The 13156-nt window shown below is 74.4% G+C and carries 9 protein-coding genes; 1 reads left to right on the top strand and 8 read right to left on the bottom strand.

All coding sequences use genetic code 11. From position 1 onward, the window contains the following. Positions 1–163: 163 nt before the first annotated feature. From ABGA99_RS32515 to ABGA99_RS32545, 7 genes are all read right to left on the bottom strand, one after another. Positions 164–754 carry a hypothetical protein gene (locus ABGA99_RS32515; RefSeq protein WP_347581187.1) on the bottom strand — a complete coding sequence of 197 codons (591 nt, stop codon included), beginning with the start codon at positions 752–754 and terminating at the stop codon, positions 164–166. Positions 755–994: 240 nt separating this feature from the next. Continuing rightward, entirely contained in the window at positions 995–2422 is a 1428-nt protein-coding gene (gene proS, locus ABGA99_RS32520; RefSeq protein WP_347584052.1) for a proline--tRNA ligase, read from the bottom strand. A 78-nt stretch (positions 2423–2500) separates the two neighbouring features. Continuing rightward, on the bottom strand, positions 2501–4042 hold the full coding sequence (ffh, locus tag ABGA99_RS32525) for a signal recognition particle protein (protein ID WP_347581189.1): 1542 nt from the start codon (positions 4040–4042) through the stop codon (positions 2501–2503). A gap of 100 nt (positions 4043–4142) precedes the next feature. Further along, entirely contained in the window at positions 4143–6980 is a 2838-nt protein-coding gene (locus tag ABGA99_RS32530; protein ID WP_347584053.1) for a [protein-PII] uridylyltransferase, read from the bottom strand. Positions 6981–7271: 291 nt separating this feature from the next. After that, on the bottom strand, positions 7272–7610 hold the full coding sequence (locus ABGA99_RS32535; protein ID WP_027771544.1) for a P-II family nitrogen regulator: 339 nt from the start codon (positions 7608–7610) through the stop codon (positions 7272–7274). Continuing rightward, a complete protein-coding gene (locus ABGA99_RS32540; RefSeq protein ID WP_347581191.1) occupies positions 7607–8941 on the bottom strand; it encodes an ammonium transporter in 1335 nt (444 codons plus the stop codon). The genes ABGA99_RS32535 and ABGA99_RS32540 overlap by 4 nt, the downstream gene beginning before the upstream one ends. A 257-nt stretch (positions 8942–9198) precedes the next feature. Continuing rightward, positions 9199–10701: a hypothetical protein gene (locus ABGA99_RS32545; protein WP_347584054.1), complete on the bottom strand. Its 1503-nt coding sequence runs from the start codon at positions 10699–10701 to the stop codon at positions 9199–9201. A 419-nt stretch (positions 10702–11120) separates the two neighbouring features. Between ABGA99_RS32545 and ABGA99_RS32550 the strand changes: the two genes are divergently transcribed. Continuing rightward, positions 11121–11810 carry a bifunctional DNA primase/polymerase gene (locus ABGA99_RS32550; protein ID WP_347581193.1) on the top strand — a complete coding sequence of 230 codons (690 nt, stop codon included), beginning with the start codon at positions 11121–11123 and terminating at the stop codon, positions 11808–11810. Positions 11811–11888: 78 nt separating this feature from the next. Here ABGA99_RS32550 and ftsY read toward each other — a convergent pair whose 3' ends face one another. Further along, entirely contained in the window at positions 11889–13103 is a 1215-nt protein-coding gene (gene ftsY / locus ABGA99_RS32555; RefSeq protein ID WP_347581194.1) for a signal recognition particle-docking protein FtsY, read from the bottom strand. Between the last annotated feature and the right edge of the window lie 53 nt (positions 13104–13156).

The following is a 13156-nucleotide window of genomic DNA, read 5'->3' on the forward strand; positions in this document are numbered from 1 at the left end:
GCCCGGGAGGGCGTGCCGGTCGGGCGGCCGGGAGACGTACCCGTATGGGGCGGCTCATGCCGCTTCAGGCGGCCGCCACCGCGATCAGGCCGGCGGGCCGGCGGTCGGCCGGCGCCCGGGCGGGATCGGGGGGTTCGGGAGGTCGGGAGTCCGCGAGCGGGGGTCAGGCCGCGGCGGCGGGCTCCGGAATGCGGAACGGCTTGCCGCAGCCGCCGCAGACGATCGGGGCCTGGGCCAGGACCGAAGGCACGACGCGGACGTTCCGCCCGCAGTCGCACACGGCCTTCACCCGCACGCCGCCGCCCGACGACCCGTGCCGGGCCGCGGGACCGCGGAAGGTGCGCGGGCTGTCGGCGGCGGTGGCCGCGTCATGGGCCCGCAGCGCCTTGCGCAGGCGCTCGCCGGCCGCGCGATAGCGCTTCTTGGCGGCCGGAGTGAGGGTGACCAGGGAGAACCCGCTGCTGGGGTGGGGCTCGTCGGGGTGGTCGAGGCCCAGCTCCTCGGCGATGGCAAGGAAACGTCTGTTGTGGTAGCGGCCGGCCCGGGAGGTGTCCCTGACCCCGCGGGCCGCGGCAATGCCGTGAACGGCTTCGTGCAGGAGTCGCTCGAAGGACAGCTCCGCCCCGCAGGCGGACGAGGACTCCCCGATCAGTGATTCCGGCGCGGCGAGGTCCGGCAACTCCGGGTGGTGCCGCTGAATCTCGGCCCACGCGGCTGCCAGCTCCGCGGCAAGTACAAGTGGTGTCGTGCTCACGTCGGGACTAACGAGCGGGGTGCCTTCGGTGTTCCGATTCCCGGCATCCCAAATAATTTGCATCTACCCGTCAGTTCGCGATGATGCGGTTAGGACGGGGCGCCTGTGCTGATCTGTGGAGGTCTGCCGCTTAAATGATCGGGTCACAACAAAGCCGTACGTGACCGCTTGTGCACCGTCATGCGCCCTTCGCGCCGTGCGTCCCTACGGCGTCCCGCCGGAAGTCGCCGCTCCCGGCGATCAGTACGCCCGGGCGACGACGGCGAGCGTACCGGGCTCGTCGTCCGCTCCCGGCACCGACCCGTCCGCCGTGATCAGGCAGCGCACGGACACGGCCCGTTCGGCCAGCTCGGCCTCGCCCGCGGGGCCGAGGTCCGCCCACGGGATACGGGCCCAGCCGCCGGCCACCGCCGCCTCGGCCGCCTCCGCGACCGTCCGTACGTCCGCCGTCCGCTCCTCACGCATTCGACGTGACTCGGCCAGCAACCGTTCCTGATCGTCTTCGAGAATCTTCGGCAGCATCGCGGCCCGCTCGTCCAGCAGCGCGTCGAGCGCCACCGGCTCCTTGGTGCCGGGTACGCGCCGCACGAGCGTCGCCGTGCCCGCGGCCAGATCGCGCGGGCCGATCTCGACACGTACGGGCACGCCCTTCAGCTCCCAGTCCACGGCCCGCCGTCCGAAGGGGACGTCGACGCGGTCGTCGACCCGGACCCGTACCCCGGCGGCGGCCAGCCTGTCGCCGGTCTCGCGCACCTTGGCGAGCACGGCCTCGTCGCCCTTCACGGCCAGCACCACGGCCTGCACGGACGCGAGCCGCGGCGGGACGCGCAGCCCGTCGTCGTCGCCGTGCACCATGATCATGCCGCCGACCATGCGGGTCGTGGAGCCCCAGGAGGTCTGCCACACGTGCGCGCGGGTGCCGTCCGCGGTCAGGTACTGCGTGCCGAACGCCTTGGCGAAGTTCTGGCCCAGCTCGTGACTGGTGCCCATCTGCAGGGCTTTGCCATCGCGCATCATCGCTTCGAGCGTGAGGGTGTTGAGGGCGCCGGCGAACCGCTCGGCGGCGGTCTTGCGGCCCGGCAGCACGTCGATCGCCAGCACGTTGACCATGAAGTCGGCGTACACGTCGTGCTGGATACGGGCCGCGTACTCCCGCGCGTCCTCCTGCGTGGCGTGGGCGGTGTGCCCTTCCTGCCACAGGAACTCCGTCGTCCGCAGGAACATGCGGGGCCGCAGCTCCCAGCGCACCACGTTGGCCCACTGGTTGATCAGCAGCGGCAGGTCGCGGTAGCTCTGCACCCACTTGGCGAAGTAGTCGTTGACGATCGTCTCGGAGGTGGGCCGGACGACGACCGGCTCCTCCAGCTCCTTGCCCCCGCCGTGGGTGACGACGGCCAGTTCGGGCGCGAAGCCCTCGACGTGGTCCGCCTCTTTGGCCAGGTAGGACTGGGGGATGAAGAGCGGGAAGTACGCGTTCTGCGCGCCCGCGGCCTTGATCCGGTCGTCCATCTCCCGCTGCGTGCGCTCCCACAGCCCGTACCCGTACGGTCGGATGACCATGGTGCCGCGCACCGGACCGTTGTCGGCCAGCTCGGCCTTGGTGATGAGGTCCTGGTACCAGCGCGGGAAGTCGTCCGCCTGGGGGGTGAGTACGGGTGCCTTTGCCATGGCGGAGATCGTAGAGGCCGGCCGCGGGGCCGAGGTACTCGTTTTACGAGCACGCCGGCGGCCCGCCGGCCGCCGCCGTCACAGCAGCTTCTTGAACTCCTCCGGCAGCTCGAAGTCCTGCGGAGGCTGCTCCCCGCCGCCGCCGAACGGGCCGGCGGCAGCCCGGCGGTCGGCCGCGGCCTGCTCGTCGGCCTTGCGCTTCATCGGATTGCCGCTGCGCTGGCGCCCCTTGGCCTTCTTCTGCTGCTTGCCCTTGCGCTTGCCGGCGCCCGCGCCCGGCATCCCGGGCATGCCCGGCATCCCCGGCATGCCGCCGCCCTGGGCCATCCGCGACATCATCTTGCGCGCCTCGAAGAACCGCTCCACCAGGTTCTTCACGGCGCTGACCTCGACGCCCGAGCCGCGCGCGATCCGGGCCCGGCGGGAGCCGTTGATGATCATCGGGTCATGGCGCTCCCCCGGCGTCATCGACTTGATGATCGCCGCGGTGCGGTCCACGTCCCGCTCGTCGAGGTTGTTGATCTGCTCCTTCATCTGGCCCATGCCCGGCATCATGCCGAGCAGCTTGGAGATGGAGCCCATCTTGCGGACCTGCTCCATCTGCGCCAGGAAGTCGTCGAGCGTGAACTCCTTCGGCCCCTTCGCCAGCTTGGCCGCCAGTTGCTCGGCCTCTTGCTGGCTGAAGGTCTGCTCCGCCTTCTCGATCAGCGACAGCATGTCGCCCATGCCGAGGATGCGGGACGCCATGCGGTCCGGGTGGAACGCGTCGAAGTCGTCCAGCTTCTCGCCGTTGGAGGCGAACATGATCTGCTTGCCGGTGACCTGCGCGATCGACAGCGCGGCACCGCCGCGGGCGTCGCCGTCGAGCTTGGAGAGCACCACGCCGTCGAAGCCCACGCCGTCGCGGAACGACTCGGCCGTGCTGACGGCGTCCTGGCCGATCATCGCGTCGACGACGAAGAGGATCTCGTCGGGGCCGACCGCGTCGCGGATGTCGGCGGCCTGCTGCATCATCTCGGCGTCGACGCCGAGACGGCCGGCGGTGTCGACGATCACGACGTCGTACTGCTTGTCGCGGGCGTGGGCGATCGAGTCCTTGGCGACCCGGACCGGGTCGCCGACACCGTTGCCCGGCTCGGGGGCGAAGACGGCGACGGACGCGCGCTCGCCGACGACCTGCAACTGGTTGACGGCGTTGGGGCGCTGGAGGTCGGCGGCGACGAGCATGGGCGTGTGCCCCTGACCCGCCAGCCACTTGCCGAGCTTGCCCGCGAGGGTCGTCTTGCCCGCGCCCTGCAGGCCCGCGAGCATGATCACGGTCGGCGGGGTCTTGGCGAACCGGAGCCTGCGGGTCTCGCCGCCGAGGATGCCGACGAGCTCCTCGTTGACGATCTTGATGACCTGCTGGGCGGGGTTGAGCGCCTGGGAGACCTCCGCGCCGAGCGCGCGCTCCTTGACCTGCTTGATGAAGGCCCGTACGACGGGCAGTGCGACATCCGCCTCCAGGAGGGCGACGCGGATCTCCCGCGCGGTGGCGTCGATGTCCGCCTCGGACAGCCGGCCTTTCCCCCGGAGGGTCTTGAAGGTCGCTGCTAGGCGGTCGGAGAGCGTATCGAACACGGCGTTCGCGATTCCTTGGCTCGGGTGGTCAGGCGGCTGTCGGCTCTCCAGGGTATCCGCCCGGCGGCGCGTGCGGACCGGCGGTGCGCGGCGGACCGGATCAGACCAGCGCGGCCTGGAGCCTCCCGGCCAGTTCGTCGGCCGCGCGGTCGGCGAGGGGGCGGCCGGCGGGGTCGGTGACATAGAAGGCGTCCACGGCGTTGGCGCCCAGGGTGCTGACGTACGCGCCGCGCACCCGCACGCCGGCCGCCTCCAGCGCGCGGCCGATGCGGTGCAGCAGGCCGGGGGCGTCCTGCGCGCGGACCTCGATGACGGTGGCGAGCTGGGAGCTGCCGGGGGCGACGCTCACGCGGGGCGGCGGGCCGGGGGTGGCACGGCGGCGGGGGCGGTACGCCTTCTCCCGCTCGGCGAGGCGGGCGGGGACGTCCAGGGTGCCGTCGAGGACGCGCAGGAGGTCGGCCCTGAGGCGGTCGGCGGCGGGGAGGGAGCCGAACTCGGCGGCGACGCGCCAGTTGAGGAGCAGGACGTGGGGCGCTTCGGGGTCGTCGGCGCCGCCCGGGCCCGCCGCGGGTCCCGGCCCGGCGCCGGCGGGGGGCCGTTCCCGTGCCGCTTCCCGCGCGGGCCCGAGGTCGTCGGCCACGCCCGGGGGCAGCCGCAGGGGGCGCAGCTCCGCGGTGCGTACGGTCAGCCGGTGCAGCGCCAGGACGCCGGCGAGCGCGGCCAGGGCGTCGGGGCGGTCGGGAAGGGCCACCAGCAGCTCCACGCCCAGCGGCCGGGCACCCTGCCGGGTACCGCCCGGGCCCTCCGCCTCCGCCGCGGGCGGCTCCTCGGTCCTGGCGCGCATCGTCAGCGCCGGACCGCGCGTCCGCCACGCCTCCACGGCAAGCCGCTCCTCCGCCGCCCCGGGCGCCCGCTCGGCCCGCTCCTGCGCCGTCGCCGCCGGCTCGCCGGCCAGCGCGGCGTCGACCCGCCCCGCCAGGTCGGCGACGAGCGAGGCGCGCCAGGCGCTCCACGCGGCGGGGCCGGTGGCCAGCGCGTCGGCCTCGGTGAGCGCGTGCAGCAGCTCCAGCGTGCCGCGTCCGCCGACCGCGTCGGCCACGAGGCGTACGGTCGCGGGGTCGTCCAGGTCGCGGCGGGTGGCGGTCTCGACGAGCAGCAGATGGTGGCGTACGAGCGCGGCCACGACATCGACGTCGGCGGGCGGGAAGCCGATGCGCCGGGCCATGTCGCGGGCGATGGTCTCGCCGGTGACGCTGTGCCCGCCGGGGCCGTCCGGCCAGCCCTTGCCGATGTCGTGCAGGAGCGCGGCGACCAGCAGCAGGTCGGGGCGGCCGACGCGGCGGGTGAGCGCGGCGGCCCGTACCGCGGTCTCCACGAGGTGGCGGTCGACGGTCCAGCGGTGCACGGCGTTGCGCTGGGGGCGGCAGCGTACCCGCTCCCAGTCGGGCAGCAGCCGGGTGAGGAACCCCTCCGCCTCCAGGCTCTCCCAGACCGGCACCGTGGCCTCGCCGGCGCCGAGGAGCGTCACCAGTTGCTCGCGCGCCTCGTCCGGCCACGGCACGGGCAGCGGCGGCGCCTGCGCGGCCAGCAGCCGTACGGCGTGCAGCGACAGCGGCAGTCCCGCCTGCGCGGCGGCGGCAGCGGCGCGCAGCGGCAGCACGGGGTCGCGGTCGGGGCGGGCGGTACGGGCGAGGACGACCTCGCCGTCCTGCTCGACGACGCCGTCGGCGAGGGGGGTGCGCTCGGCGGGGCCGCGCTGGCCGGAGCCGATGAGGTTCCGCAGCCGGGCGGCGCCGCGCCTGCCGCCGCGGGCGCGCAGGACGCGGTCGACCTCGCGCCAGGTGACGTCGGTGGCGTACGCGAGGGTGCGGGCGGCCTCGTAGACCTCGCGCAGCAGGGTGTCGGCGTCGAGCAGGCCGAGGGCCTCGGCGACCTGGTCCTGCTCCTGAAGGGCGAGGCGGTCGGTGGCGCGGCCGGTGGTCAGGTGCAGCACGTCGCGGGTGTCGAGGAGCCGCGCGCGGGCGCGGTCCAGGCCCTCGCGGGGGGCGTCGGCGAGCCAGGAGGCGGCGACGGCGCGCAGGGAGGTGGCGTCGCGGAGGCCGCCGCGGGCCTCCTTGAGGTCGGGCTCCAGCAGGAACTGCAGCTCGCCGTGGCGCTCGGCCCGCTCCCGGCCCAGCTCGCGCAGTTCGGGCAGGCGGCGGGCGGCGCGGTTGCGCCAGTCGGCGAAGACGGCGGTGCGCAGCGCGGAGGTGAGGGCGGCGTCGCCGGCGATGTGGCGGGCGTCGAGGAGGCCGAGGGTGACCTTGAGGTCGTCGCCGGCGGTCTTGAGCGCTTCCGCGGGGGTGCGTACGGAGTGGTCGAGGGCCAGGCCCATGTCCCAGACGGGGTACCAGAGCCGGTCGGCGAGGGCGGCGAGGGCGGCGGGCCGGAGGGAGCCGTCGTGGAGGAGAAGCAGATCGAGATCGCTGCGGGGGGACAACTCCCCGCGCCCGTAGCCCCCGACGGCGACGAGGGAGACACCGCCGGGCGCGCGGGGGCCGCGGGCCTCGCCGCTTTCGCGGTGTGCGCGGGCGCCGTCGGGCCCCTGCGCCCTGGGGGTGTCGCGTCCGCCCGAGCCGGATTCCGCACCGGTTACGGGGCCGCCGGCCGCCCCGTGGAGCAGGCCGGCGAGCCACCGGTCGGTGGCCCTCGCCAGCGCGGCCCGCCGCGGCGCGCCGCCCTCGGCGTCGAGCAGCCGCACGCGGGCCGCGGCGTACGCCTCCTCGGCCCGCGGCGCGCCGGATTCACCGGTTTCCGGTACGACCTGCGCCGCGCCGCGCGCCGGTTGCGGGTCCTTCGCACCGGTCGGCGGGGCGGCTCTGACCGCGGACGCGGGCGCTCCGCCGGGGTGCGCACGCTCCCCCGGCGCTTCGGGAGCGGGCCCGGCGGGGGCGGCCACCCCGCCCCCCCCCCCCCGTGCCGAACCCCCCGATGGCCCCCCCGCCCCCCCCCCCGTTCGGGAGGGGGCGCGGGGGGGGCGGCCACCGGGCGGCCCCCGCCCGGTGCCGTCCCCCGCGAGGGCCCCCCGGCACCACCCGCGGTCCGGGCCGTGCCCGGCTCCCCGCCCGTCTGTCCCCCCGGCCGCTGCCGTCCGGTCTCCGTCACCCACGTACTCCCGCCAGTTGGTCCGCCCACGGCCCGCCCGCCCCGTTGCGGGCCGGGCCGTGGGCGGGGGTCGCCGACCGCCAGGTCAGAGCGCGTCGGGGCCGCGCTCGCCCGTGCGGACCCGTACCGCCGTATCGACCGGTACGCTCCACACCTTGCCGTCGCCGATCTTGCCCGTCCGCGCCGCCTTCACCACGACCTCCACCAACTGCTCGGCGTCGTCGTCCTCCACCAGCACCTCGATACGCACCTTCGGCACGAGGTCCACCGTGTACTCCGCGCCCCGGTACACCTCGGTGTGGCCGCGCTGCCTGCCGTAGCCGCTGGCCTCCGTGACCGTCAGCCCCTGCACGCCGAAGGCCTGCAGGGCCTCCTTCACCTCGTCCAGCCGGTGCGGCTTGATCACTGCCGTGATGAGCTTCACGCGTCCACCCTCTTGTCCGCGGCCGCGGCCGCCGTCGCCCTGTCCGTGCCCGGCGCCTGACCGCCCACGGAGGCCGCCGCCGGCGCCGCGGCCACCGCCGCCGAGCCCACGCCGCTGAAGTCGTACGCGCTCTCCGCGTGCTGCGACCGGTCCACGCCCGCGAGTTCCTCGTCCTCGCCGACCCGGAAGCCCACCAGCCGGTCGATGCCCTTGGCAAGCAGCCAGGTGACGGCGAACGTGTACACGAGCACCACGCCCGCGCCCGCCGCCTGCCGGCCGAGCTGTTCCAGCCCGCCGCCGTAGAACAGGCCGATGTCGTCGATGGCGAAGAAGCCGATCGCGAGCGTGCCGACGATCCCGCCGACCAGGTGGACGCCGACGACGTCGAGCGAGTCGTCGTAGCCCAGCTTGTACTTCAGGCCCACGGCCCAGGCGCAGACGGGCCCGGCGATGATCCCCACCGCCAGCGCGCCCACGGCGTTCACCGACGCGCCGGAGGGGGTGATCGCCACCAGGCCGGCGATGGCGCCGGACGCGGCGCCGAGCATCGTGACGGAGCCGTGCCGCACCTTCTCGTAGATCAGCCAGCCGATGACGGCGGCGCCGGTGGCGACCTGGGTGTTGAGGAGCATCGTCGCGGCGACGCCGTCGGCGGCCAGCTCGGAGCCGGCGTTGAAGCCGAACCAGCCGAACCACAGCAGCGCGGCGCCCAGCAGTACGAAGGGCAGGTTGTGCGGCCGCATCGGGTCCTTCTTGAAGCCGATGCGCTTTCCTACGACGAGCACGGCGGCCAGCGCCGCGATGCCGGCGTTGATGTGCACGGCGGTGCCGCCCGCGAAGTCGATGGCCTTGATGTCGCCGTTCAGGCCGATGAAGCCGTCCGGGCCCCAGACCCAGTGCGCGACGGGGAAGTAGACGATCGTGACCCACAGGGCGATGAACAGCGCCCAGGCGGTGAACTTCACCCGGTCCGCGAGGGCGCCGCTGATGAGCGCCGGGGTGATGATGGCGAACATCAGTTGGAAGGCGGCGAACGCCAGCACCGGAATGCCCTCGTCGCCTCCCGTCAGCGTCTCGGGGGTGATCCCGGCCATGCCGACGTGGTCGAGGTCGCCGAGGACGCCTCCGCCGATGTCGTCGCCGAAGGTGAGGCTGTAGCCGTAGAGCACCCACAGAATGCTGACGATCCCGAGCGAGATGAAGCTCATCATCAGCATGTTCAAGGTGCTTTTGACCCGCACCATGCCCCCGTAGAAGAAGGCAAGACCGGGCGTCATCAACATGACCAGCGCCGCGCTGATCAGTACGAATGCGGTATCGGCGCCATTCAACGTCGCGTCTCCTCCTCGTGCGGCCCGTGCGGGCTGAAGTGGTGTGGGCCGGAATGCGCACGAGGCTGGCGCAGCGGGGTTTCCGTCACCGCCCCCCGGTGTTTCGAGGGCGTGACGAAGGCCACGGAGGTGTTACGGGGCGATGAACTTCCCGCGGACGCGCGGGGGGCGGGGTTACTCTCGCACGCACCACGGGGGCGGCCCGTCCGGGGGACGGGCCAGGGTGGCCGGGTGCCGGGGAGCCGCGGGCGTGCGCGTCAGCCGGTGGCTTCCACGGCCTCGGGCAGTTCGCGGGCGAGCCGGTCGGCCAGGTCGGCGACCTCGCCCACGGCGCCGTAGCGGCGCACGGCGGTGTCGACGGTCTTGCGCAGCCGGGTGTTGACCCGCTCGGAGCGCACCTGCCGGGCGACGGTCAGCGCCTCGCCCGCGCACAGCGCGCACTGCTCGGGGTCCTCCTCCAGCAGGTGGACGGTGGCCAGGCCGACGAGGTTCAGCGCGTACGAGCGGCGCCGCTCGGCGTCGGCGGCGAACAGCTCGACGGCGCGCGCCATGACGGGCCGGGCGAGGGCGGCGTAGGTGGGGCTGCGGCCCGCGACGTAGGCGAGGTCCCGGTAGGAGTGGGCGTTCTCGCTGTTGAGTTCGGCCTCGGAGAAGAAGCGGATCCAGTCGGGCTCGGAGCCGCCGGGGTCGATGTCGGCGAAGCAGTCCTCGGCCATGCGGACGGCCCGGTGGCACCGGTCCGGGCGGCCGAGGTTGGCGTACGCGCGTGCCTCCATCGCATACAGCATCGACTGGGTACGGGCCGTCGCGCTGTCGCGGCTGCCGTACTGGGCGAGGTGGATCAGCTCCAGGGCGTCGTCGGCACGGCCGAGGTGGATCATCTGGCGGGCCATGCTGGACAGGACGTACGCGCCCAGCGGCCGGTCAGCGGCCTCCTTGGCCGCGTGCAGGGCGAGGACGAAGTACTTCTGGGCGGTGGGCTGGAGGCCCACGTCGTAGCTCATCCAGCCGGCGAGCTGGGAGAGTTCGGCGGTGATACGGAACAGCCGCTCGGCGACCTCGTACGGATGCGGCTCCTGCAGCAGGTCGGTGATCTCGTGCAACTGCCCGACGACCGCCTTGCGGCGCAGCCCGCCGCCGCACTGGGCGTCCCACTGGCGGAACTTGGCCGTGGTCGTCTCCAGCAGCTCCAGCTCGGGGCCGGACAGGACGTAGGACCGGGCACCGGCGGGCACGGCGGCGGCCGGTGCGGGCACGGTGGCCCGGAGGCCCCCGGGGGCCGGAGGCTGCGCCAGCCAGCGCTGCATGGGCTCGACGAGGACGGGGCCCGCGGCGACGTTCAGCGAGGTGCCGAGGAATCCGCGGCGGGCGAGCATGAGGTCGCTGCGCGAGAATTCACTGATGTGCTTGACGGTTTCGGCGGCGTTCCACGGCAGGTCGACGCCGGAGACGGCGGGGCGGGGGCGGGCGGCGTGTAATCCGAGCTGGTCGACGCCGACGACGCAGCCGAAGCGCTCGGAGAAAAGGTCGGAGAGGATCCGCGGGATCGGCTCGCGCGGCTGCTCGCCGTCGAGCCAGCGGCGGACGCGGGAGGTGTCGGTGCTGAGGTGATGGGCGCCGAGCTGGCGGGCCCGGCGGTTGACCTGCCTGGCCAGCTCGCCCTTGGACCAGCCGCTGCGCAGGAACCAGGAAGTCAGCTCTTTGTTGGGGCCCTTGCCCGCGCCGGTGGCGCCGGTCCGGCTGCCGCCCGTGCCGTCCAACTCCTACGCCCCCATCCCGCCTCGGCCGTCGTGGTACGCCCCGGATTATCCCCGGAACCGAAGCCCCCGAAGCCCGGTGGGAATTCCTGCCGTTGGCATATCCACCTGTCGCATGCCGCCGCCGCCGGCACCTAAAGTAATCCTACGATCACGGTTTCGCGAGCGCGATCCCCGAAACGCCACCATTCGCCACCCCTACGAGTGAACACGGCGCCGCTGACACGCGGTTGACTTGACGAGGGACGACACCGCAGCGGGCGAGGTGACGCCCGGCAAGGGCGCGCGCCGCGGGCCACGCTACCCCCTGGCGCGCCATCACACCCCGAGTACACCTCCCCGACAACACAGTGTTACCAGCAAACTGCTGTGAGTGAGGCGTGCGGAGTGACCACCCGCACCGGCGAGCAGTTGGAGGGGGCATGGGTTTCCCGATCGGCGGCATCCGCGGCCGACGCGACATCGGATCCGTCCGGCGCACCCGTACGTCCGCCGGACACGCGGTGACGGCGGTGGCGGAGTACACCGGGCTGTGGGGCTGGGACGTGCAGCCCGGCGCGCCGCTGGTGCGCGGCGCCGGCGGCGGGCGCGTCTGCTCGTGCGCGCGGGGCGCCGCCTGCCCCGCCCCCGGCGAGCATCCGCTGCCGGACGCCCGCCCCGTCCCCGCCGGCACCCCCCTGGACGAGGTGACGGACGCCTGGGCGGGCACGCCGGGGGCCGCGGTGCTGTTGCCGGTGGGCCGGTCGTTCGACGCCCTGGAGGTCAGTGCCGTCGCCGGACGGCGGGCGCTGCCCCGGCTGGAGCGCCTGGGGCTGCCGCTCGGCCCGGTCTGCGCGACCCCGGACGGGCGGGCGCACTTCTTCGTCGCCCCCGGTGCCGCCGCCGAGCTGCCCCGGCTGCTGTACCGCATGGGCTGGGACGGCGCCCGGCTCGACCTGCGCTGCCTCGGCCGCGGCGACCATCTGCTCGCCCCGCCCTGCGATCTGCGCGGCCTCGGCCCGGTGCGCTGGCTGCGCCCGCCGACGCTGGACACGACGGGTGGCCCGCCGCCGGCCCGGCTGCTGCTGGGCACACTGGCGTACGCGCAGAGCGCCTGGCTGCGCGCGGGCTGACGCCGGCGCCCGCGTACCACGCGGGCGCCGGGAGCGTACGGTGGCGGCCGACCCAGCGGCCGGCGCCGGTCCGACCGCTCAGTCGCCGATCAGCGCGTCCACGAACGCCTCGGGCTCGAACGGCGCCAGGTCGTCCGCGCCCTCGCCCAGGCCCACGAGCTTGACCGGCACGCCCAGCTCCCGCTGCACCGCGATCACGATGCCGCCCTTGGCCGTCCCGTCCAGCTTCGTCAGCACCAGCCCGGTGACGTCCACGACCTCCGCGAAGACCCGCGCCTGCACCAGCCCGTTCTGCCCGGTCGTGGCGTCCAGCACGAGCAGCACCTCGCCGACCGGCCCGTGCTTCTCCACCACCCGCTTGACCTTGCCCAGCTCGTCCATGAGACCGGTCTTGGTGTGCAGCCGCCCCGCGGTGTCGATGAGCGCCACGTCGGCGCCCTCGTCGATGGCCTCCTTCACCGCGTCGTACGCGACGGACGCCGGATCGCCGCCCTCCGGCCCGCGTACGGTACGGGCGCCGACCCGCTCGCCCCACGTCTGAAGCTGGTCCGCGGCGGCGGCCCGGAAGGTGTCCGCGGCGCCCAGCACCACGGACTTGCCGTCGGCGACCAGCACCCGGGCGAGTTTGCCGGTGGTCGTGGTCTTGCCGGTGCCGTTCACGCCGACGACCAGCACGATGCCCGGCACCTCGGCGCCCTCGGGACCGACGGACTCGGCGGTGTCCAGCGCCCGGTCGGCCTCCGTGCCGACGAGCGCGAGCAGCTCCTCGCGCAGCAGCGCGCGCAGCTCCTCGGGCGTGCGCGTACCGAGCACCCTGACGCGCTCACGCAGCCGCTCCACCAGCTCCTGCGTCGGCTGCACGCCGACGTCGGCGGTCAGCAGCGTGTCCTCGATCTCCTCCCAGGTGTCCTCGTCGAGGTGTTCGCGGGAGAGGAGGCCGAGCAGGCCCTTGCCGAGCGAGTTCTGCGAGCGGGCCAGCCGGGCGCGCAGCCGGACGAGCCGGCCCGCCGACGGCGCGGGGACCTCCAGCTCCGGCGCGGGCGCCGGCGGCTCGGCGACGACGGTGCCGGTGGCGGCGGCCTCGCCGGGCAGGTCCACCTCCTCGATGGTCCTGCGCTGCTCGTCTCCGGGCTCCCCCGCCTCCTCGCCGACCTGCGGCTCGGCGGGGGTCCTGGCGCCGGGCGACGGCGGCTGCGGGGGTACCTGCTTCCGGCGGCGGGAGCCGACGACCAGGCCGCCCGCGACGAGGACTGCGACGACGGCAATGGCGATGACGATGAGGATGATGTCCATAACGCCCACCAGTATCGCCCGCCCGCGCGGTGTTCGCGGCACCCCGCCCGCTT

Origin of the sequence: Streptomyces sp. B5E4, assembly GCF_039871555.1 — a bacterium.
Classification (GTDB): domain Bacteria; phylum Actinomycetota; class Actinomycetes; order Streptomycetales; family Streptomycetaceae; genus Streptomyces.